Origin of the sequence: Nostoc sp. CHAB 5836 (genome assembly GCF_020829445.1) — a bacterium.
Classification (GTDB): Bacteria; Cyanobacteriota; Cyanobacteriia; order Cyanobacteriales; family Nostocaceae; genus Nostoc.
Window position 1 is genome coordinate 1 of the sequence record NZ_JAIVFV010000113.1, and the last position, 22,214, is coordinate 22,214.

Annotated in this window: 20 protein-coding genes and 2 pseudogenes; 10 read left to right on the forward strand and 12 right to left on the reverse strand. The window is 43.0% G+C overall.

Going from position 1 to position 22,214, the window contains the following annotated elements:
• A pseudogene (locus LC605_RS20945) lies at nt 1-184 on the forward strand (hypothetical protein); the annotation flags it as partial.
• 98 nt (nt 185-282) lie between these two features.
• Nucleotides 283-1,194, forward strand: coding sequence for an alpha/beta fold hydrolase (locus LC605_RS20950; protein WP_229549444.1), 912 nt, complete (start codon nt 283-285; stop codon nt 1,192-1,194).
• Nucleotides 1,195-1,280: 86 nt separating this feature from the next.
• Here LC605_RS20950 and tsaD read toward each other — a convergent pair whose 3' ends face one another.
• Nucleotides 1,281-2,327 (reverse strand): tRNA (adenosine(37)-N6)-threonylcarbamoyltransferase complex transferase subunit TsaD, encoded by a 1,047-nt coding sequence (gene tsaD, locus LC605_RS20955; protein WP_229549445.1) that lies wholly within the window; start codon nt 2,325-2,327, stop codon nt 1,281-1,283.
• Nucleotides 2,328-2,609: 282 nt separating this feature from the next.
• Here tsaD and LC605_RS20960 point away from each other — a divergent pair, with 282 nt between their 5' ends.
• The 3 genes from LC605_RS20960 to LC605_RS20970 all read left to right on the forward strand — a co-directional run bounded on the left by LC605_RS20960 (nt 2,610) and on the right by LC605_RS20970 (nt 4,090).
• Nucleotides 2,610-3,104, forward strand: a complete 495-nt coding sequence (locus LC605_RS20960) for a Photosystem I reaction center subunit III (protein WP_229549446.1) — start codon at nt 2,610-2,612, stop codon at nt 3,102-3,104.
• 39 nt (nt 3,105-3,143) lie between these two features.
• On the forward strand, nt 3,144-3,293 hold the full coding sequence (gene psaJ / locus LC605_RS20965) for a photosystem I reaction center subunit IX (protein WP_229549447.1): 150 nt from the start codon (nt 3,144-3,146) through the stop codon (nt 3,291-3,293).
• Between the two features lie 275 nt (nt 3,294-3,568).
• Nucleotides 3,569-4,090 (forward strand): photosystem I reaction center protein subunit XI, encoded by a 522-nt coding sequence (locus LC605_RS20970; protein WP_229549448.1) that lies wholly within the window; start codon nt 3,569-3,571, stop codon nt 4,088-4,090.
• A gap of 73 nt (nt 4,091-4,163) precedes the next feature.
• On the opposite strand, the gene gmk is transcribed toward LC605_RS20970, so the two are convergent.
• The 6 genes and pseudogenes from gmk to tyrS form a co-directional block, all read right to left on the reverse strand.
• Nucleotides 4,164-4,763 (reverse strand): guanylate kinase, encoded by a 600-nt coding sequence (gene gmk, locus LC605_RS20975; RefSeq protein WP_229549463.1) that lies wholly within the window; start codon nt 4,761-4,763, stop codon nt 4,164-4,166.
• Nucleotides 4,764-5,091: 328 nt separating this feature from the next.
• The gene (gene remA, locus LC605_RS20980) at nt 5,092-5,358 is read right to left on the reverse strand and encodes an extracellular matrix/biofilm regulator RemA (RefSeq protein WP_016949896.1); all 267 of its coding nucleotides are present in this window, start codon (nt 5,356-5,358) and stop codon (nt 5,092-5,094) included.
• Nucleotides 5,359-5,826: 468 nt separating this feature from the next.
• The gene (locus LC605_RS20985) at nt 5,827-6,489 is read right to left on the reverse strand and encodes a hypothetical protein (RefSeq protein ID WP_229549464.1); all 663 of its coding nucleotides are present in this window, start codon (nt 6,487-6,489) and stop codon (nt 5,827-5,829) included.
• A 304-nt stretch (nt 6,490-6,793) separates the two neighbouring features.
• Nucleotides 6,794-7,210 (reverse strand): annotated as a pseudogene (locus LC605_RS20990) (RNA-guided endonuclease InsQ/TnpB family protein); the annotation flags it as partial.
• A gap of 15 nt (nt 7,211-7,225) precedes the next feature.
• Nucleotides 7,226-7,936, reverse strand: a complete 711-nt coding sequence (gene pyrF / locus LC605_RS20995) for an orotidine-5'-phosphate decarboxylase (protein ID WP_229549450.1) — start codon at nt 7,934-7,936, stop codon at nt 7,226-7,228.
• A 21-nt stretch (nt 7,937-7,957) separates the two neighbouring features.
• On the reverse strand, nt 7,958-9,148 hold the full coding sequence (gene tyrS, locus LC605_RS21000) for a tyrosine--tRNA ligase (protein WP_229549451.1): 1,191 nt from the start codon (nt 9,146-9,148) through the stop codon (nt 7,958-7,960).
• A gap of 173 nt (nt 9,149-9,321) precedes the next feature.
• Here tyrS and LC605_RS21005 point away from each other — a divergent pair, with 173 nt between their 5' ends.
• Complete coding sequence (locus LC605_RS21005) at nt 9,322-11,247, forward strand: transglycosylase domain-containing protein (RefSeq protein ID WP_229549452.1); 1,926 nt, start codon at nt 9,322-9,324, stop codon at nt 11,245-11,247.
• Nucleotides 11,248-11,424: 177 nt separating this feature from the next.
• Here LC605_RS21005 and LC605_RS21010 read toward each other — a convergent pair whose 3' ends face one another.
• The gene (locus LC605_RS21010; RefSeq protein WP_229549454.1) at nt 11,425-11,748 is read right to left on the reverse strand and encodes a DUF1825 family protein; all 324 of its coding nucleotides are present in this window, start codon (nt 11,746-11,748) and stop codon (nt 11,425-11,427) included.
• 681 nt (nt 11,749-12,429) lie between these two features.
• Between LC605_RS21010 and LC605_RS21015 the strand changes: the two genes are divergently transcribed.
• The 3 genes from LC605_RS21015 to LC605_RS21025 all read left to right on the forward strand — a co-directional run bounded on the left by LC605_RS21015 (nt 12,430) and on the right by LC605_RS21025 (nt 13,924).
• Nucleotides 12,430-12,588, forward strand: a complete 159-nt coding sequence (locus LC605_RS21015; protein WP_229549455.1) for a hypothetical protein — start codon at nt 12,430-12,432, stop codon at nt 12,586-12,588.
• Between the two features lie 413 nt (nt 12,589-13,001).
• Entirely contained in the window at nt 13,002-13,376 is a 375-nt protein-coding gene (locus LC605_RS21020; RefSeq protein WP_229549456.1) for an NINE protein, read from the forward strand.
• Nucleotides 13,377-13,390: 14 nt separating this feature from the next.
• Nucleotides 13,391-13,924 carry a ComEA family DNA-binding protein gene (locus LC605_RS21025; protein WP_229549457.1) on the forward strand — a complete coding sequence of 178 codons (534 nt, stop codon included), beginning with the start codon at nt 13,391-13,393 and terminating at the stop codon, nt 13,922-13,924.
• 57 nt (nt 13,925-13,981) lie between these two features.
• Here the strand turns inward: LC605_RS21025 and LC605_RS21030 are convergent, their stop codons facing one another.
• From LC605_RS21030 to LC605_RS21045, 4 genes are all read right to left on the reverse strand, one after another.
• Entirely contained in the window at nt 13,982-16,165 is a 2,184-nt protein-coding gene (locus tag LC605_RS21030; RefSeq protein WP_229549458.1) for a calcium-binding protein, read from the reverse strand.
• A gap of 414 nt (nt 16,166-16,579) precedes the next feature.
• Entirely contained in the window at nt 16,580-17,470 is an 891-nt protein-coding gene (gene nifH, locus LC605_RS21035; RefSeq protein ID WP_229549459.1) for a nitrogenase iron protein, read from the reverse strand.
• A gap of 1,457 nt (nt 17,471-18,927) precedes the next feature.
• Nucleotides 18,928-19,575, reverse strand: a complete 648-nt coding sequence (locus LC605_RS21040) for a pentapeptide repeat-containing protein (RefSeq protein WP_229549460.1) — start codon at nt 19,573-19,575, stop codon at nt 18,928-18,930.
• Nucleotides 19,576-19,895: 320 nt separating this feature from the next.
• The gene (locus LC605_RS21045; protein ID WP_229549461.1) at nt 19,896-20,390 is read right to left on the reverse strand and encodes a hypothetical protein; all 495 of its coding nucleotides are present in this window, start codon (nt 20,388-20,390) and stop codon (nt 19,896-19,898) included.
• A gap of 820 nt (nt 20,391-21,210) precedes the next feature.
• On the opposite strand from LC605_RS21045, the gene aroF reads away from it, so the two are divergent.
• A complete protein-coding gene (gene aroF / locus LC605_RS21050; RefSeq protein ID WP_229549462.1) occupies nt 21,211-22,083 on the forward strand; it encodes a 3-deoxy-7-phosphoheptulonate synthase in 873 nt (290 codons plus the stop codon).
• Nucleotides 22,084-22,214: the final 131 nt, after the last annotated feature.

Here is a 22,214-nt window from a genome sequence, read left to right on the forward strand (position 1 = left end):
ATTCTACAAAGTGATGTACGCTATCTGGCAGGAAGACCTTCTGGTAGTCAATGCCAATTTACTGGTTTGGCGCGGACGTACACGCCTAATTCTCTACTTATTGGGGCCAAATGAAAGCCTCATTCCGGAATATCTGGGTCACAAAATTGCTGAAGGAGTGCGACAGAGGTTGCTGGGTAAATGAAAAAAGTGAGGAGTTAAAAATTAACAACTCCTAACTCATAACTCCTAACTTCTAACTTCGTATTTAGTCGCACCCGCTCTTAAGGGTACGATATAAGTATGGCAACTATCGAAATCTTGGGCGTTCCACACGCATACGAGCTAACGGCTCCCACTTCCTGCCCCCATGCTTTAGTATTTATCCACGGTTGGCTCAATAGCCGTGGATATTGGCAACCTGTGATTTCCCGCCTATCAGATGATTTGCAGTGCCTTTCCTATGATTTGCGGGGTTTTGGTGAATCCCAGTCCCAGGTAAAAACCGATTCTAGTCGGACACAAACGTCTTTGAGCCTGACACCACCCATCTCTAGTAATGCGGTTGGCTCATCAATCGATTCTCTTTATACTCCTGCTGCCTATGCTCAGGATTTAGCAATTCTCCTGAAACAGTTGAATATTACCAGTGCTTGGCTAATTGGTCACTCATTGGGAGGTACGATCGCTCTTTGGGGAGCAGATCAAATACCTGAATGTGTTAAGGGAGTTATTTGTATCAACGCTGGCGGTGGTATTTACCTTAAAGAAGCCTTTGAGCAGTTTCGCTCGGCGGGTCAGAAATTTTTGCAAGTTCGCCCGCGCTGGCTGTCCCAAGTGCCTTTGATTGATTTACTGTTTACCAGAGCGAGTGTAGCTCGTCCTTTGGAGCGCTATTGGGCACGTCAGAGGGTAATAGATTTTGTAGTGGCTGACCCAGAAGCGGCTCTGGGAACTTTGTTAGACTCCACAACCGAAGAAGAAATCAATCGTTTACCTGAGCTAGTATCCCAACTCAAGCAGCCAGTTTATTTTTTAGCTGGTGCGGAAGACAAGGTTATGGAACCCAAGTATGTGCGCCATTTAGCTAGCTTTCACAGACTGTTCCAATACTGTGGTGATAATGTTTTAGAAATTCCTAATTGCGGACACCTGGCTATGCTCGAGCAGCCGGATGCTGTGGCTGATCACATCCGAGCGATAGTCAATAGCTAAAGGGCATTGGGCATCGGCCATGGCGCATTGGTGGTGACAAATAACAAATAACAACTGACAAATAACAAATGACAAATGACCAATGACTACTCAAAATGATACAACTTCATCACCTGAGTAAGGGCTAACCTAGACTCAACGCCTAGTGTCAGAGGGGATGTATGACCACGGGATAGATGGTCAGCTGCGGCACAGCCGATCATAGCGGCGTTATCGGTACAGAATTTTAGAGGTGGGAATAGGACGCGTAGATTATGTTCAATGGCGGCGGCTTGGAGGTTTTTTCTCAACCCGCTATTAGCTGCTACGCCGCCACCAATGGCAATTGTATCTAGACCATAGTCAAGGGCACAGGCGATCGCTCTTTTGGTTAGCGATCGCGCTACAGTATCCTGAAAGCTAGCTGCTACATCTGCTACTGGCACTTGTCCTCCATCTTTCTCTAACTGCTGCACTAAACGCAATACAGCCGTTTTTAACCCACTAAAACTCGTATCATAACGATGAACCCCCCCACCAGGTACAGAAACTCTTCCTTCTGGTAGGGCAAAGGCTTGAGGATTCCCCTGCTGCGCTAACTTGTCAATCACTGGCCCACCCGGATAACCCAGCTTTAACAATCGCGCCACTTTATCAAAGGCTTCACCCGCAGCATCATCACGAGTTTGTCCTAAAGTTTCGTATGTACCACAATCTTTGACATAAATCAAGCTTGTATGTCCGCCTGAAACCAGTAAGCTAAGGAAAGGGGGATTTAAAGTTGATTCGCTCAAGTAAGTTGCGTAAATGTGACCTTCGAGGTGATGAACTCCCAAAAATGGCTTGTTGTGTACCATTGCCAGGGTTTTGGCAGCAGTTAACCCCACCAACAGCGCTCCCACAAGTCCAGGGGCACAAGTGGCAGCAATTGCGTCAATTTTTCCCCAGTTTAGTTGGGCTTGTTCTAGAGCTTGTGCGATCGCAACATTTATCGTTTCCAAGTGCTGGCGAGACGCAACTTCTGGTACTACTCCACCGTACTGCTGATGGACTAAAATTTGCGAGGCGACAATACTGCTGCAAACTTTACGATTGTTAACAATTGCGACGGCAGTTTCATCACAGCTGGTTTCTATTGCTAAAACGGTTGCCATTGAGAGTAATGAGTACTGAGTGCGGAGTCTGGAGTCCTGAATAATAGAGAGAAAATCTTGCTTCTTTACTACCCTACAACAACAATTCTGATACTTGGCACTTCTTTTTGGGCATTCAACGCTCGATTTTGGTTGAGAAGCTTTAACTTTTATTTACTTAAACTTTACTCGGTTCCCACCCAAGAGTATGATGACTTCCTAGTTATGCAAATAAACAAACCGTACAAGCCGCTTCGTTTTGTACAAGAAACTCTTTGTTTTGTAATAAAAGGAAACAACTCTATGCGACGATTGTTTGCTTTGATGTTAGCGATCTGTCTTTGGTTCAATTTTGCCCCCCCAGCACAAGCTTTAGGGGCTAACTTGACACCGTGCAAGGACAATCCCGCTTTTCAAGAGCTAGCAGCTAATGCCCGTAATACGACTGCCGATCCCCAATCTGGGAAAAAGCGGTTTGAGCGTTATTCTCAGGCGCTGTGCGGCCCTGAGGGTTATCCTCACTTGATTGTTGATGGTCGTCTAGATCGTGCTGGTGACTTTTTGATCCCTAGCATTCTGTTTCTATATATTACTGGTTGGATTGGTTGGGTAGGTCGTGCCTATCTGCAAGCGATCAAAAAGGAATCTGACACTGAACTCAAAGAAATCCAAATCGATCTTGGTTTGGCATTACCCTTAATGGCGTCAGGCTTTGCTTGGCCAGCAGCAGCAGTCCAAGAACTTCTCTCTGGCAAATTAACAGCCAAGGATTCAGAAATCCCTGTTTCCCCACGCTAGATCAGCTTAACTAATTCATTTGTTTTGGAGACTAAATTCATGGCAGACAAAGGCGACCAATCAGCTTATTTGATTAAATTCATTTCCACAGCGCCCGTGGCAGCTACGATCTGGCTGACCATCACCGCCGGGATCTTGATTGAATTCAACCGCTTTTTCCCCGACCTACTTTTCCACCCAATGCCATAAGTGTGAGTTGGAATTGAGGACAGTTCAATCAATGTCTTGTTTTTTGCCTAATATTGTGTAGTTGATGTATTCAGCTTATTGAGGCAGAATTATCACCAAAATAGTCAGCAAAAATAGTTTTCTGAAACTCGTGATTCTGTTTACAGATCGCGAGTTTCACAACTTTCAACTCACTAAATTAATTTTTCTAAACTTCTTAGCTAAAAAACATCTTTAGCGACAAATATTATTAATATGAAAATGCCACCATTTTAATTTAGAGGCGAACATAAAATATGGCACAAGCAGTAGATGCATCAAAGAATCTTCCCAGCGATCCCAGAAATCGGGAAGTTGTTTTTCCCGCATTCGGGGATCCACAGCTAGGGAATCTAGAAACCCCGGTTAATTCTTTTCCCTTGATTAAGTGGTTTATTAATAACTTACCTGCCTATCGCCCCGGTCTGGCTCCTGCTAGACGCGGTTTAGAAGTTGGTATGGCTCATGGTTACTTGCTATTTGGCCCCTTTGCCAAATTGGGGCCACTGCGGGACACAGCTAACGCTAACTTAGCTGGGTTGCTGGGAGGTATCGGCTTGGTTGTTGTTCTTACCGCTTGTCTATCCCTGTATGCCAATAGCAATCCTGGGAAAGCACTTGCTAGTGTTACCGTACCCAATCCTCCGATGGATGCTTTTAACTCTAAAGAAAGCTGGAACAACTTCGCCAGTTCTTTCTTGATTGGTGGTATTGGTGGTGCAGTAGTTGCTTACTTTTTGACTAGTAATTTTGCACTAATTCAAGGTCTATTTGGTTAATTAGTAGGAGTTAGGAGTTAGGAGTTAGGAGTTAGGAGTTTAAATTCATAACTTTTAACTCCTCACTTTTAACTTATTTAAACAAAACTGCTTCAATGTCATTTAAAGCAGTTTCAAAATCGTCATTAACGATTTGAATATCAAATTCATCTGCGGCTTGAATTTCTTTTTGGGCGCAAAGCAGACGACGGGCGATCGCCTCTTCAGAGTCTTGGGCACGAGAGCGTATCCGTTTCTCCAATTCATCAAAAGTAGGCGGTAAAATAAAAATGCTCAGGGCACTGGGGAAGGAAGCACGAATTTGTCTTGCCCCTTCTAGTTCAATTTCCAGCACCACCAACTTACCGGAATGAATTTGGTTAAGTACAGCTTCACGGGGTGTGCCGTAACAGTTACCAGCAAATTCTGCCCATTCTAAAAATTCGCCTTCAGCAACTAATTGTTCAAACTTTGTGCGGCTGATAAAATAGTAACTTTTGCCATCGATTTCCCCTGGACGGGGAGAACGAGTCGTCACGGATACAGAATAATAGAGTTCTGGATGACGCTCTAGGAGCGATCGCATTAAAGTACCTTTACCGACCCCACTGGGGCCAGTTAAGACAATCAACCTGCCTAAATGTAAGCATTCTTCGGTAGTAGCACTATTCTGGATGGGTAAAACTGGCATCATCCCTTCAACCTGTGAATCAATCAATAGATATTATTCATTAGTCTTGTGTTCCTGGCCAAGTCCACTAGTGGCTAAACCTTTATTAAAGCTCTAGATTTTGAGCGTTTTAGACACTGCACGAATCACAACACTATAGTGAACGAGGTATTTTATCTCAAGTCTAAGTGGCATAAACCTTTTGGGTTAGTCGTTTAAATCTTTGTGAGAAATCCGAGTGTTAGTAAGTACGTTGGTGCGAAAAAACCCAAGTATGTTGCAAAACGTAAATAAGCTTAAAACCCTTACTAATGACCAATGACCAATGACCAATGACCAATGACAATACTAGTCAATTATCTACAGTTTGATGATCGCGGGAAATCACAAAGCGATTCGCTACTGTTTCCGGCTGAATCGCTGACAGAATTACGTGGCTGGAATCGGTGATAATAACAGCTCTAGTCCGACGACCGTAAGTTGCATCAACCAGCTGACCTCTGTCCCGTGCATCGGTAATAATCCGCTTGATTGGGGCAGACTCTGGACTGACAATGGCAACTACTCGGTTGGCAGACACGATGTTACCAAAGCCAATGTTGATTAACTGAATGTCCATAAAAAAAACTGACTCTAAACGCGGCTTGGGAAGCTAAAAATAAACTTATCCTCATGTTATCGTCAAAAAATGGGAGTTACAACGCTTAAATTCAAGCCAGTCTTCGTTTTTAAATAATGTCTGCTTTTTTTAGCTATTTATCAGCTATATTTCATCAATATCTTCCTAAAGACATATGTGCAATTCCACTGATACAAGCTAGTGGGGTAGTGTATTGCATCCAAATAAGCGTAGGCGTAGCCCGTCGTAGACATCGCGATAAAACTTATATCAATATCAATAAAGCCTTTGAGCTTGTTGATCAAAACCAGGACTTACGCAAAATAATGAAAAACTGATACAACTACTATAAGTACGATAGTGCGAAAAAGCTTAAGTATGTTACGAAACGTAAATAAGCTTAAAACCCTTACTAATGACAAATAACAAATGACAAATGACAAATGACAAATGACACCCTTAGCCAGTTCACTTTAATTGCGCCAACCTACTTACACTTCCAGCTTGACAATCGCGCAACCAAGTTTTAACCCCTTGGGCAACAGTACCGTTACTACTATCGCGTGGCGGGGATAGTGGCTGCTGTGCTGAATGAGAACCAGTTTGAGAAAACATCATCACTAGTCGCCAACCACTTTTAGTTTTAGTCAACAATAGCCAGTGGAATTGCTGCAATTCTACCGCTTTCTTTCCGATGTATTGCCGCTCCAAGGTAGTAAAGAAAACTTGCTCAACTCCTGATGCAGTACTTTTAGGGGCATCTGCACTATATTCTTCAAGGTTAAGGGGCAGAGGAGCAAACTCAGGTTTTCCTGCCACTAGTATATAACTGTAAATATCACTACTTCTACTGAGGCGGCGGGCGCGTTGACTAGCGCGATTGGTATAACTAGGTAAATCTTGCAGTAGCTGTATAGTAAATGTTTCTAAATTTTGCTCAGAACATAAAGACTTCACCTCCGTATTGACATTTTCTCTTTCTGTTGGCGGCGGTTTAGAGGTGAAGTTTGTCGAGAACGCTGGGTAAACAAGGCTATTTGACACTAAAACCCAGAAGCCACAAGCTAAAAGGCAACTATAATTTTTCTTGGTGAGCGAAGAGGCAAGATTTTTTTCCCCTACACTCTGCACTCCATCTGACTTTTGACGGTATCTGGAAAACCTCTCTCTAAATCTCTCTCCTTTTAGGAGAGAGACTTTGAATTTTCCTCTTTTCCGTGTCCAGAAGTGGGTTAGGTTAATCGTGGGCTTTTCTACATGACCTGAATTATCAGATACCCTATGCCCCAGTTTTTCACTGACTCTTAGCTTCATGTCACTGTGGTTAACTGCTTAAAAATACTTACCTAAACTTAGTCAAAGCTAAGAACAGAGATTTCTTCCCCCTTCAACCAAGGATGTCGGCATCTTCTTGTCCAGAGGCGTTAAGTTTCGGTCAAGCCAACCGTACTTTATGTATGGGTGCATTCATTAAGTTCACAGACGCATTTTCATTGCGGTCTTGAACATGACCACAACCACCGCAATTATAAACACGCTCACTCAACCCCATCGGTTGAATGTGTCCACACTTGGAACACATCTTAGAACTAGGAAACCATCTATCAACCAACTCAACTCTAGTGGCATAAAAGGGTTGTTTATAAGTCAACTGCCTACGAATCTCGTAAAAGCAATTATTACTCACAGCCCTAGCTAATTTGTGGTTTTCTTTCATGCCCGATACGTTCAGATCCTCGATTCTAATGACAGCAGCTTTCCAGCTTATGTCAGTGGTCATTTTAGTCGTTGTATCTTGCCTGATGTTGGCAATATGAGCGTGCTGTCTTGCCAATTCAGTGTAGTAAGTTCTTGCGTTATTTGATCTTTAGTTTAACTCTTCATAAATCCTCTTCCAGGCTAATTCTGGCTCAGTAGCAGCAGTGATGGGACGCCCAATAACTAGATAATCTGCACCAGCAATAATTGCTTGGGCTGGGGTAAGCGATCGCCTTTGATCATCTTTATCTGCCCAAGTTGGTCTAACTCCCGGACAAACTAGTAAAAAGTCATCTTTACAAGTCTGCCGCAACTGTGCTACTTCTTGGGGCGAACAAACTGCCCCATCTAATCCCGCCTCTTGAGCCAGTAGTGCCATTTCTAAGGCGTATTCGGGTAATTCTAGGGGAATCTTTAAATCAAATGCCAACTGTCTAGCAGAAATGCTCGTTAACAAAGTAATGGCAATTAATTTAGGCGGTTTTACACCCGCTTGGGCAGCCCCTTCTTGTGTCGCCTCGGTTGCAGCTTTTAGAGCTTCGATACCAGATGCAGCATGAATTGTCAATAAATCCACACCGTAATTAGCTGCACTACGACTTGCACCAGCGATCGTGTTGGGGATATCGTGAAACTTTAAATCTAGAAAAATGCGCTTTTGTCGGGACTTTAGCACTTCCAGAATTTTCGGGCCAGTACTGGTAAACAACTCTAAGCCTACTTTCCACCAAACCACTTGCGGAAGTTGATCTATAAGAGCGATCGCACTTTCTTGATCTGGCACATCCAAAGGCACTATAACTCGTTGTTCTGCGTTCATTTGCGATTCCCCATTCTCTATTTAAGGCACTAAACGCACAAACTTATTTTTCCCAACTTGTAAAACCTTACCTTGTAACTCAGCAGGATCAGCAAAAGTAGTATCAATATCGGTAATGCGATCGCCATCTAAGCGCACTCCCCCCTCCTGAATTTTCCGCTTCCCTTCTCCCGTACTTTTACACAAGCCAGTGACATTAAGAATATACGCTAACTTAGTCGGAAATTGCTCCACACCAGCTAGAGAAAATTCTGGAACAGCACCTTCCTTACCGCCGCTTTCGGCTGCTTCTTTCGCTTCTTGGGCTGCGGTTTCACCGTGGTACTGCTTGACAATTTCCCATGCTAAAAGTGTCTGGCGATCGCGGGGATTTTCTGGGAGTTGAGCCAAAGGTAAATCCGTCAAAAGTTCAAAATACTGTGACAGCAGATGATCGGGAACTCCTTGCAACTTTTGATATTTTTGTCCTGGGTGTTCGGACAATCCAATATAATTACCTAAAGACTTAGACATTTTTTGCACGCCATCTGTGCCAATCAAAATTGGCAGCAGCATCCCAAACTGAGGCTTTTGACCAAAATGGCGCTGCAAATCTCTACCCACAGCAATGTTAAATTTCTGATCAGTCCCTCCCAATTCCACATCTGCCTCAACTGCAACTGAATCAAAACCTTGCATTAACGGGTAGAGGAACTCATGGATGAAAATCGGATTCTCTTTTTTATAGCGATCGGCAAATCCTTCCTTCGCCAACATCTGCCCCACCGTCATCGTGGAGAGTAACTCCAAAATTTTCTCTAAGTTCAGCCCAGAGAGCCATTCGGAGTTATAGCGCACCTCTAGTCTTCCCGGTGTGTCAAAATCCAAGATAGGACGTACTTGGTCAAGATAAGTCTGAGCATTTTGCGCGACATCTGCTTCTGTAAGTTGACGACGCACTTCAGATTTACCAGTTGGATCGCCAATACGCGCTGTAAAATCGCCGATAATTAAAACTGCTGTATGACCTGCATCTTGAAATCCTCGCAGTTTTCGTACTGGTATGCTATGACCAAGGTGTATATCAGTACCCGTGGGGTCAATCCCCAATTTGATCCTTAAAGGTTGATTTGTAGTTAGTAAGCGCTTTTCTAAACTTTCGCTGTTAACATCAACTGATTGTGGAAAAACTTCTACTACACCACGACGCAGCCAAGCAAAATCTTGCGTCATCTTAAGAGACTCATTATTAGCTATGTTTTGCACACTAGAAGTTAAGTTGGTTATAAACACTTGCAATTTATCCGCTTTCTCATCGGCCAAACTACTATAATTGCAAAAAAATAACCGCCTTGCTTCGCCTAATCAATTACAGTTAAATTTATAAGTGAGGAAGTGAAATCGCCGTGTCGTCGTCTAGGACTTTTGAAAACAAACAGCCACAACGTCAGGCTTCATCAGGTTTTGAGTTTTTGAAAGGAGTCGGTCAGGTAACTGGCGGTACTCTCCTCTCAATCACCATGCTGACAAGTTCCATTGTAGCCGGAGGACTGGTTGGTTTAGCAATTAGTTTCCGTAATTTGCCAGATGTGAGACAGCTACGTAATTTCTTCCCCTCAGAAACGACTTACATTTATGACGTTAAAGGCAAACTCTTAACGAGTATTCACGGGGAAGCCAACCGGGAAGTCGTACCGCTAGATAGAATTTCTCCGAACTTAAAACGGGCAGTATTAGCAAGTGAAGATAGCCACTTCTACGATCACCACGGTATCAACCCCACTGGTGTTGGCCGGGCTATAGTAGTTAACGCCGTAGCAGGTGGAGTCAAAGAGGGTGGCTCTACTGTTACTATGCAATTGGTAAAAAACCTGTTTTTATCTCAAAAACGTGCCTTTACCCGGAAGTTAGCAGAGGCGGTGCTAGCAATTCGGTTAGAGCAAATTCTCAATAAAGACGAAATTTTAGAAATGTACCTCAATCAAGTTTATTGGGGTCATAACAATTATGGTGTACAAACGGCAGCACGGAGTTACTTTAATAAGTCAGCAGAATATTTAAACTTGGGTGAATCGGCAATGATGGCGGGTTTGATCCAAGCACCTGAAGAATTCAGCCCGTTTCTGAACAGGAAGCTGGCAAAACAGAAACAAAAAGAAGTGCTAGGACGGATGCTGGAGTTAAACTGGATCAGCCAGTCAGAGTACGACGATGCCCTCAAACAAGAAATCAAACTTGGTAGAATCAAATCCTTTCAAGGTAGTGCCCTACCCTATGTAACCAATACCGTAGCCCAGGAGTTAGCAAAGAAGTTTGGGCGGGAAGCACTACTCAAAGGCGGGATGCGGGTGCAAACTACAGTTGATGCCAACTTCCAAATCATGGCAGAAGAAACTGTCGCTAAGTGGCACAAATCACTCCTAAGGCAGGGATTATCTAAGAATCAAATAGCCTTGGTGGCAATTGATCCACGCACACATTTTATTAAAGCATTGGTAGGTGGTGTAGATCCTAAGACCAGTGAATTCAATCGTGCAACTCAAGCTCTAAGGCAACCAGGATCTTCTTTTAAACCGTTTGTATATTATACTGCTTTTGCTACTGGTAAATATGGGCCGGACTCGACGGTGGTAGATGCTCCAGTTAGCTATCGAGATGGTGACGGTTGGTACTTTCCCAGGAATTATGATGGAGGTTTTAGCGGAGCTATGTCAATCCGCACAGCTTTAGCCCAGTCGCGCAATATTCCCGTGATCAAAATTGGTAAGACTGTAGGGATGAATAGAGTCATAGAAGCCTGCCGTACCTTGGGGATTATGAGTCCAATGGAACCTGTGACTTCCTTACCTCTTGGTGCAATTGGTGTCACCCCTCTAGAAATGGCTAGTGCCTATGCTACCTTTGCTAATTATGGCTGGCAATCTCCACCAACTGTAATTGCCCGTGTCACCGATAGTAGTGGTAATGTGCTGCTAGATAACACCCCTAAACCCCAGTTGGTTCTCGATCCTTGGGCATCAGCAGCCATTATCGATGTGATGCGAACAGTAATTACTAATGGTACTGGTAAAGGTGCTGCTCTAGGCCGTCCAACCGCAGGTAAGACAGGAACAACCTCCTCAGAAAAAGATATTTGGTTTGTTGGCACTGTGCCACAACTAACCACTGCTGTATGGGTGGGGAGGGACGACAACAGACAATTAGCTAGCCGTGCAACCGGTGGCGGTATGGTTGCTCCCATCTGGAAAGATTTTATGGAGAAAGCACTTAAGAACGTACCAGTAGAAAACTTCAAGCCAACTTCCCAGTTTTCTCGTCCTAAGTCCCAATAATTTGGGATTTTGCGTCGTACCTTTCGCTTCTAGCGCAACTTGGATTTTGGATTGGCAATTAATCCAAAATCTGTATTGGAAAGTGAGGCTCCTGCGTCGCTAACGCTGCGCTAACAGATCGTCGTCAGGCGGCGCTCCGACTTTCCGCAAAATCTAAAATCCAAAATCTAAAATTGACTAAGGTTGTTTTTCTAGCTCGGCTTTCATCCGTTCTAAAGTCACGTGCATTTGGTCAAACATTTGTTGGGGGGTGACACCGAACTGACCTAATTGCGTTTTCAGTTGTTCTACTGTCATTTGTGCCATGAAATCTTCTGATAACTCGAAGCGCTTCATAAAGACGCGATACCGATCCATCATGGATTCCATTTGCTCAATAAAGAGCATTTTGCCATCGCGGTCAAATTTTCCGTAGCCGTTGCCAAGCTTAGTCAGTGCTTGATAATCCTCAAACAGCTGTTTTGCTTCTTGTTGAACTATTTCCGAATCGAAGAATCCCATATTGCCTATATTAAACTGAGCGCCCAGACTCAGTAGCTTAATAGTTTTACTTCTGTTTTTATTTTAGTCTAGGGAAGTAATCTAGTCACGAAGCTTCGGTTTTAGTACGGTTTGTTACCGAAATTTCAACACTTGACTTAAGCTGACAATTCAGGTCATCTGGAAAACCTCTCTTCTATTTCTCTCTTCCTTTAAGGAGAGAGAAATAGAATTCCCCCATTCCCGCATCGAGAAGGGGGTTAGGGGTTTAGGTTTTTGGTGGACTTTTCCACATAACCTGAATTGTCAGGACTTAAGAACCTTTCCTTTCTCTAAAGTGAGTAAATAAAGCCACAAGACTGATATCTGTAAGTATAGTGACATACTCCCACACTGACTGCAAGCACTACATACAGTGTGGGCTTCTCAGCGACTCCTGGTATCCCGTCGGACATTAACTGAGCTTTGTTTAGAGTCTACGAGATGCCCCTCCGCAGACTTGAACAATACAAAATGTTCATCACCTTTGTACTGTTAGAGTTTCACCTACCCACAGAAAGCGACTTCAATGAAGTCTAGTTACTGGGTAGAACCTCATACTCTGAGTTTTCAATTTTACTGCGTGCAGGAAGCAGTTAGCTATTAATTTGATTAAACCTGCACTATTTGAGGATATCATAGTTACGACGAATTGTCGTAACTATGTCTAGAACAAATAGAGTTGAAACAAGGCTTAACGATAGGGAATTAGGACTTTTAAAGGAGTTTGCACAAAGTTTAGATATACCGATGTCTGAAGCGTTGAGAACCCTAGTTCAAAGTTTGGCGATTCGTCGCCCACCCTATCACCCATCTGATTGAAATCAAATATTGTTCAGGGGTGGGACTTCGACGCTCGATGACTCGCTACCGCTACGCTATCATCGCCCAAAAATTCATGTCATCGCCTCCCGTTCCGGGTAGGCGAGAGGCTTCTTTTTGATTTAGCTAAATTCAGTACACTCATTTGTTTCCTCACCTGATAAAACTGATCTAGTTATTTGTCTTGAGCTTCTGCATATAGCAATCCTAAATTAAATCCAAATCAATAGTACATTTTTACTAAAAAAGTTTTTTGCCAATCACCAAAAATTTGATTTTCCGAAACTGCATCAGTTACTTTTGTACTCTACCAGACGCTACGCGAACATTTGGAATTGTAAGTTTTAAATTGTTTCTGCTCCTTTTGGCTATCTTATTGTAGGAATTGTGGTATTGCTATATTTGTTAGGAATATGTTGACTAAGCGCAAAAGCCGAAGTGTTGCCGCTATTTTAGCTTTTTCTGGCACACTGACCATTTCAGGATTACATAAATTCTACCTGGGACAGCCATTGTGGGGTGTGTTGTATGTGTTGCTTTCCTGGACACCTATCCCCAAGGTAGCTAGTGCCATTGAGGGAGTTTGGTATTTAGCCCAAGACGAAGAAGCTTTTGATCATAATTTTAATCTAGGTAAGTCAGCAGCAAAGAACTCACAACGGGTGAGTAATCAGGTAGGAGCGATCGCTGAGGCTATGCGTGAATTAGATGCTCTGCGTCAGGATGGACTGATTTCAGAGTATGAATTTGAGCAAAAGCGCCGCCAATTGCTAGACCAGATTTCTTGAGGTGAGCGACGATCATGGATAACTGGCTACCTTTGAACCCTAAGCTGCAAAAACTCCGTGCCAAGCTACTCAACGATCCCTATTATCGTCTACAATCTGGGGAAGAAATTCAGATAGCCGCTAAATTAGGGATTCGCATTGATGCAAATCAAGCGACTGTAGACGATTGGTTACGTCTACCAGGTTTGTCAATTCACCAAGCGCGATCGCTTGTAGAACTTTCGCGTTCGGGTGTGAAATTTTACTGTATTGAAGATATTGCTGCGGCTTTGGGTATGCCAGCGCCGCGCCTGGAGCCATTAAAGCCTCTGCTGAATTTTATTTACTATGACCACGAATCTTTAGAAAATCCTACACATTTAGTCAACCCGAATACAGCAACCGTTGAAAAATTAGCACAAATTCCATTTATAGATTTGTCTCTGGCGCAAGCAGTGGTGCAAAATCGCCAATCAGCCGGGCCTTACCGCAACTTAGCTGATTTCCAACGGCGGTTGGAATTAACTGGGGATGCGATCGCCCAAATGATGTATTATTTAACGTTTTAAGTTAAAACTTAGAAGTTTTAAAATATAGGGCTTTTCCTTGAGGCGATCGCAGCGCAGTTAGACAACTAGAAAATTGTTTTCAGTGATTGACATTCCATTATACAGTTGTGCAGTTTTTACCTGAGTAAATCCACTAGTGCTACCATCTTGGTCAAAATACAATGCACCTGTAATGTTATCAAAGATAAATCGCTGATCGCTGGTGGTTGCAGATGTTCCGAGAGTAAACTGATTAGCTGAAAGTAAACCTGCTAATAACCCACCACCAAAACCAGTAGCAGATACCTGAATGAGTTCATTAGTTGCATCGAAGTCAAAAAGACTATCAACCCCACCACTATAATTATTGAAGGTAAAGGTATCAGTACCCTCATATCCATAGAGGATATTATTACCGCTTCCACCTGTCAGAATATCATTGCCAACACCACCATAGAGAGTGTCATCTCCATCACCACCGATGAGCGTGTTATTGCCAGTTGCGCCAAAGGCAGAGAGATAATCGTTACCATCGCCACCATCAAGTAGGTTATTACCTGTCGAATAGCTTATATTTAAGGTATCGTCACCAGCGCCACCATTGAGGGTGTTATTCCCCAATGCGCTGTAGTAGTAGGGGGAGGAGTAGCCAGAGGCAGAGAGAGAATCATTGCCATCGCCACCAGAGAGCAGATTATCACCTTCTGAATAGTCAACATTTAAGGAATCATCACCAGCGCCACCATTGAGGGTGTTATTCCCAAGTGCGCTGTAGTAGTAGTTGTTGTAGTTGTAGTCGTAGGAGCCAGAGGCAGAGAGAGAATCATTGCCATCGCCACCAGAGAGCAGATTATCACCTTGTGAATAGTCAACATTTAAGGAATCATCACCAGCGCCACCATTGAGGGTGTTATTCCCAAATACCCTGTCGCCCTCGGAGCCAGAGGCAGAGAGAGAATCATTGTCATCGCCACCAGAGAGCAGATTATCACCTTTTGAATAGTCAACATTTAAGGAATCATCACCAGCGCCACCATTGAGGGTGTTATTCCCAAATGAGCTGTAGTCGTAGGAGCCAGAGGCAGAGAGATAATCATTGCCATCGCCACCAGAGAGCAGATTATCACCTTTTGAATAGTCAACATTTAAGGAATCATCACCGGCGCCACCATTGAGGGTGTTATTCCCCAATGCGCTGTAGTAGTAGTAGTAGGAGGAGAAGTAGCCAGAGGCAGAGAGATAATCATTGCCATCGCCACCAGAGAGCAGATTATCACTTCGTGAATAGTCAACATTTAAGGTATCGTCACCAGCACCACCATTGAGGGTGTTATTCCCAAATGCGCTGTAGTAGTCGTCGGAGGAGGAGAAGCCAGAGGCAGAGAGAGAATCATTGCCATCGCCACCAGAGAGCAGATTATTACTTCGTAAATAGTCAACATTTAAGGTATCGTCACCAGCGCCACCATTGAGGGTATCATTGCCACCATTCCCCCCAGACAGGTAATCGTTGCCATTGCTCCCAACAATATTATCATCGTAAGCTGTACCATTGATACGTAATCGTTCGATATTCTTGTAGCTAATCTGATTCGTACCCAGATGAATCGAGCCTTGGTTAGTGGTAGTATCGAAAGTTGCAGTAGTACCCTGAGTAGCAGAACTTCTGTAATTGACAGACAAGTAATCATCACCTGTTCCACCATCTACTGTTTGCGTTACTAAAGAAGAGAAGGCAGTATATGGGGTGAAATAGAAGGAGTCACTACCATCGTCGCCATTGAAGGTATTTTTACTCTGCACTCCAGAGGCGGAAAAAGAATCAGCCCCAGTTCCACCTGAAACTTTATTCTCGGCAGTAGAGTAATTAACATACAGGTTGTCATCTCCTGCATCCCCACTAAGGATGTTATTCCCAGAAGAAGAGGAAACATTCAGATGATCATTACTACTTCCACCTACAAGGGTATTGCTCCCACTAGAAGAGAAAGCGCTAAGAGTATCATTCCCAGAGCCACCGTCTAAAGTGTTATTGCCAGAAGAATAGGTAACATCTAAGTAATCAGACCCACTTCCACCCTTGAAAGTATTGTTTCCATTAGAAGAGGTGGCATTCAGGCTATCATTACCAGAGCTACCATCTAGCGTATCGTTGCCGCCGTTACCATCTAAAAAGTCATTACCTGCAAAGCCCTTAATTAGGTCATTGCTCGTTGTACCATAAAGGCGATCGCTAATGTTAGTTCCGTTGATATTCGCCATAAATTTTACCTACGTGAATTGATTTTTCAGTAATTTTGAGTAGTTTTGCTCAGATACAGCTTCTTGATGCTTGCCACTCTAGTTGTAATCACATCAAGTATTTCTATCTTTATGTAATTACTGAGTACGAATGGCACTAAAATCAACGCAAATCCTTGAGAGAAAATGCTTTTAGCTGAACTTCGTGCCATTTGGTGAGTTGGCCCATGCTGCTGATTGGAGGCTGTAATAAGGCTATTAGAAGGTATTTGATATCAAGTAAGCTAGCTCAATTTCAGATCCTGATTTCACTGGTCTAAAATTGAGCTTGACAAAAATTATGTGATATGAAATTAGAAAATTCTGTATTGGCCTAAAAATTGGGGAAAGGGTAGGCTGCTGCCCACCCTAGACCATTATTTACTTAGCAATAGTTTAGACTGCTGCTTCAGTAGCAGTTTTGCCAACTAGCATTGCGGTATTTTCGTCGCTTTCAAGGATACCGAATTCAATCAACAACTCTTCTAACTCTTCCATCTCAATGGGGGTGGGGACAGTGAGGTTCTTGTTGTCAATGATCTTTTGAGCCAATGTCCGATATTCGTTACTTTGATTGCTGTCAGGTGCGTACTCGTTAACAGTCATCCGGCGCAATTCTGCGTGTTGTACAATGTTGTCACGAGGTACGTAGTGAATCATTTGGGTATTCAAACGTTTTGCCAAGGTTTCGATTAAGTCGATTTCCCGGTCAACGTTACGGCTATTACAAATCAAACCACCCAAGCGCACGCCGCCAGTGTGAGCATATTTGAGAACACCACGAGCAATGTTGTTAGCTGCATACATCGCCATCATTTCACCAGAGGTAACGATGTAGATTTCTTGTGCCTTACCTTCGCGGATAGGCATAGCGAAACCACCACACACAACGTCACCCAAAACGTCGTAACTTACAAAATCAACATCTTTGTAAGCACCGTTTTCTTCTAAGAAGTTGATAGCGGTGATAATACCACGACCAGCGCAACCCACACCAGGTTCAGGGCCACCAGACTCCACACAACGTACATCTCGGAAACCCGTAAGCATTACTTCTTCGAGTTCAATATCTTCTACAGCGCCCCGTTCAGCAGCCAATTGAAGAACGCTTGTTTGAGCTTTACTGTGTAACATCAAACGGGTAGAGTCAGCTTTCGGGTCGCAACCGACAATCAAAATGCGCTGACCCATTTCAGCCATTGCTGCTAGGGTGTTTTGAGAAGTGGTAGATTTACCAATACCGCCTTTACCATAGAAAGCTATTTGTCTAATCTTTTGCTCAGTCATGGTTGTGTTTTCCTACAATGATTTAATTGATGAGTTAGAAGCTTGATGTGAGATATTTACCCTTGGTGCTGTAGGGAAGTAGAGCCTGTTGGCATATATGCGTAGCAACTTGTCGCTACATATCCCACCCTGACAAAAACAGTTAAAATCAGAACATATTTACCCACTAAGAGTAGACACAGAGCGACTTGTCATCAGACATCGGTTAAGGGATAGAGAAATCTCCTAATAACGAAGCCTTTGAAACTATGACTTCAGCATTGTCAGTTGTTGTAACGAATCCCAAATGGTTGCTCAAGCCTCAAGAGTGGTTGCAGCAGGAATTCAAATCAACGCAGATTTATTCCCAGAACCACACAACCAACCAAATTGCAATCCACTCTTAAATGGTCGCTACAACTTCTCGGATTTTGCTGATGTCAAGTTGCCAAGAACTTCTATAGCGCTTCTCGTTTCGTGATTGATGCAGCAAGATAAATTTGAGCCTAAAAGTAGCAGTTACAGGTGCAGTAATATAATGCCTGCACAGGCAAACCCTAACACTCTGGCTTAGACAATATCTTCGTGACTTGTGACATGATGATCAAATTCCTGAAAATAGTGGAACGGCAGCATTCTGCTTGGAGTTTTCGTTCCAAAAGTCAGCAACTACTTCAACTTAATTCCCGGTTAAAAATGTTTTCTCCCGCAAGACTAAGTTAGTAAATATTCTGTATTTCTATGGATTTGTCAGGCTGTACTAAGAGTCTTTCTTCCCAGACTCCAAGAGTAATTGCCTTTGGGGAGTAATGTTCTAGCTAGGCTAGCCAACTCTTATTGGCTCATACCCAGATAAATTTCAATTGACTTCAAGTTGTTACAAAGGCTACTATCCTACTCAATCTGGTTTTAGATTTTCCTTAAAAAAGATGTAGCTAATTGAAGTGGACTTACCAGAGCAAAAAAACTTTCTTGAGCTTGCCTCAAACTTGTATTGAAGTCTTTTTGTGCTTTATTTGTTTGATTCCTATAAAAACCATAACATACATCTCACTAATTTATTTGGCAAATGTCAAATTATTTATCTACTTCCTAGAACATGATCTTTAAAACCTTTAATAGTCATAAGTTACGGCTTCAGAGATTGCTAATTAGTGAAATTATTGGTTATCATAAATTTGTATAATTAGATACTTTTGGGTATTTGATAAAAGTATTTAAAACTGATGTTTTACAACGAAAACATCATCTGACTTTTCCCGTTAAGTCTCTCCAGATCGCTGCCCAATACGGTTCGGTTCAAACTAAAATTAACACCTTTAATTTACGATAAAAATGTGTAGGTTGGGTTGAGCGTAAGCGAAACCCAACAAAGAGAAATAAAATGTTGGGTTTCGTTCCTCAACCCAACCTACAAATATTTTTAACTTTAATTACGCCGACCTACTTACTCTGTGTCATAGATAGCGCAACCTCACTTATTGATAAATTGAACCATCAGGCATAATTGCTCCTGCTAAGTTAGTGCCAACAAGTTTAACCAGAAGACGCTCACCAGAGCGAATCCGCGCTCCTGTTAAGTCGGCTCCTCGCAAATCGGCTCCACTGAGATCGGCTCCAATCAAATTAGCAGCGCGTAAATTTGCCTCTCTGAGATCCGCTAAAAGTAGGTTTGCCCGAAATAAATTTGCTTCAGATAAATTTGCACCTCTGAGGTTGACTTTGTGCATAAAAGTATCGCTGAGATTAGCACCACTCAAATTGGCATAACTCAGATTTCTGCCAGATAAGTCTTTATTACTCAAATTTGCCCGACTGTAGTCTTTGCCACTTAAGTCTGAGTTTTGCTTTGGTGGTCGCTGGGTTGTTTGAGATGGTTTTTCCTGTTGAGGTGGCGGTGAGTTAAATGTGGTTTGAGGTTTGGTTTTTAGAGAGCGCAATTTTTCACGAGCTTCATTTATGGCTTTGAGCTTGTCTTGTGCTTTCTGCTGTAAACGGAGATTGTCTTTGGGAATGCGATCGGGATGCCAAACAAAAACTAAATCTTTGTAAGCCTGGTTCACTTCCTCAAGTGTTGCCCCAGGCTCTAATTCCAAAACTCTATAGTACTGCTCCAGATCGCTCATACGATATTTTGGTGGACAATCAACTTAATTATGAGTGATATCATGTCCGGCTAATTAGTTATGATTCTCACAGTCATTGCACCCCACACGCCAGATGCTGTACTTGGGGAGACCCCTGTCCCCGCACTGGCTCCCCTTAATCCCCTCCCTGCTTGCGGGGAACTCGGGGCCCCCTCTGGGGATTAGGGGCAGGGAGACAAAGCACAGCTTTGGCGGGGTGGGGTTCTTGGGGTTTAGTAAGTAATCAACCTGACATGATATGATTGAGCCATTTTATTCGCTGTATCATTTGTTATTGGGGATTGCTTTCTCCCACTTGCTCATCTCCCCATTTCTCCATTTCTCCATCGAGCGATCGCTCTCAAATATGCTGCAACTGGAATCTGATAGACTTCAATAAAAATCCAAACAACAATTGATAAATGTGATAAGAAAGTTAATATAGTCCAAATATATGGCATCCAGGTAATGGGTTCCTTGACATTAGCAGGAAAATAGTAAGCTACTATGCCAATTAAAGTAGTGGGAAGAATTACAAAAACTCCTGATGCTAGTCCATAACCCCAACCTAATTCCACACCTTCCAACTGGGCTTCTGTCCAAGTAAACCCATTCCAACGCCAAGTTATGGGTGGTTGCCTAGAAGGCATTTTGATTTGCTGTAGTTCTAGGTTAACTGTAAAAATCTCGTGGCAAAAGTCACAAGCCATAGCTTCCATCAATGGCATATGAGAAATCTTACCTATCCGACAGACTGGGCAGGGGTAAACTCCATAATAGTCGAAAGATTGGGCCAAGATTTTGGAACTGGGCATAATCAGGCTGATGATCCTAAAAAGTTAATCTGGTCAACGATGACTTGGGTAAGAATAATCTATGGCGACTGTCAATTCTCTGCAATAAGTTTTCATAAGGTCAGGTGAAAAGTCAGAAGAACTAGATATTTTAACTTCTCAAGGACGGAAGTCATCGCTTAAAGGATGTTTGAAAAGTCTCTGGTGATCCAACCACTGGTTGGATGGCCATATATAGTGACAAGCCAATTTTTTCAAATTAACCAGACTCACAAGTTGCTCAAACAACTTGTTAAAGATAGGCAAACTCGCCACACTAGACATCTGGTGAAATTAAATATGCATTACCCAGAACCCTTGTATAGACGTAGCACTGCTACGTCTATACAATTTTTTTTACCAGATGTCTACTGTACTAGCTTTGCTTCCTAGAGTTGTACTGAGTCTATCGCTTTTTTCTGGTTTGTGGGGGTCTTGACACCGCCTACTCTTCCTGTTATTTTTAACTTACGTCAGTATATTTATTAAATTTTCCAGAAAAACCTCTGCAAATGCTTAACACAAATTACTACTTTTATTTTTGGTTTAGGGCGGTTCACCGGGAGTGAATTGAGTTTCCTAACGGAAACCGCCCGGTGAACCGCAGAGCGAACTCTGCGGTTTTTGTTTTTTTAAGGAGAATTTCATCGTCATGACTTATTTGAGTAGCTGGTTTTATGGCTTTTACTTTTGGCCCAGAGTAGGTTCCGGGTAAATAGCGTCATGCCGAAGAATCAGAACGCGCCCGGAACTCTTCAAAGGTTCCGGGCTTTTTTGTTGAATTTTTTAGGAGAATGAAACCATGATTAATGCCAAACTTGCCGCACAATCTCATCTAAATCACCAGACAATTGTTAAAATCTCAGAAAAAGTCGCTTTCGGCGGCAAAGAACTGGTAATTATCGGCGGCCCCTGCACTGTTGAAAGCTTAGAACAAATGGAGATAGTCGCCCAAAAGCTATCTACTGCATCAATACAGGGGTTACGTGGCGGTGTCTACAAACCCCGCACATCTCCCTACGCTTTTCAGGGTATGGGAGAGGAAGGATTGAAGATTTTGGCAAGGGTGCGATCGCTTTACAATATGCCAGTTGTCACTGAGGTGATGTCAATTTCCCAAATTGAAGTAGTCGCCGCCCATGCTGATATGCTTCAGGTTGGTAGCCGCAATATGCAAAACTTCGACTTGCTCAAAGCTTTGGGACAAGCTGGTAAACCAATATTACTCAAGCGTGGTTTAGCAGCGACTATTGAAGAATTCGTCATGGCTGCTGAATATATCCTCAGCCACGGAAATCCTAATGTAGTGTTGTGCGAAAGAGGTATCCGCAGTTTCGATGATTACACTCGCAACGTTTTAGATTTAGGGGCAGTGGCAGCACTCAAGCAAATAACTCACCTGCCTGTGATTGTAGATCCTTCCCATGCCGTCGGGAAACGGGAACTGGTGGCACCTCTGGCTAGGGCTGCGATCGCTTGCGGTGCAGATGGATTAATTATTGAATGTCACCCAGAACCAGAAAAATCTGTTTCTGATCCCCGTCAAGCACTTTCTTTAGAAGATATGGTGCATCTAGTTAATAGTTTAAAGCCTGTAGCCACAGCTGTTGGGCGCAGTATATCAGAAGCGATTGGGGCGGGTTTGGAACCTGCCCCGATTTTTTGTGCTGCTTAACTTGTTGGACTTTGGACAAAAAAGAAGTGTTCGCGTATGTATTACGCGAATAAATGATTAATCTTGTTTATAGTTACCAGCAAAAAAAAAGCATAGCCACCAGAACCCCAAGGTATAGTAATATAAACTAC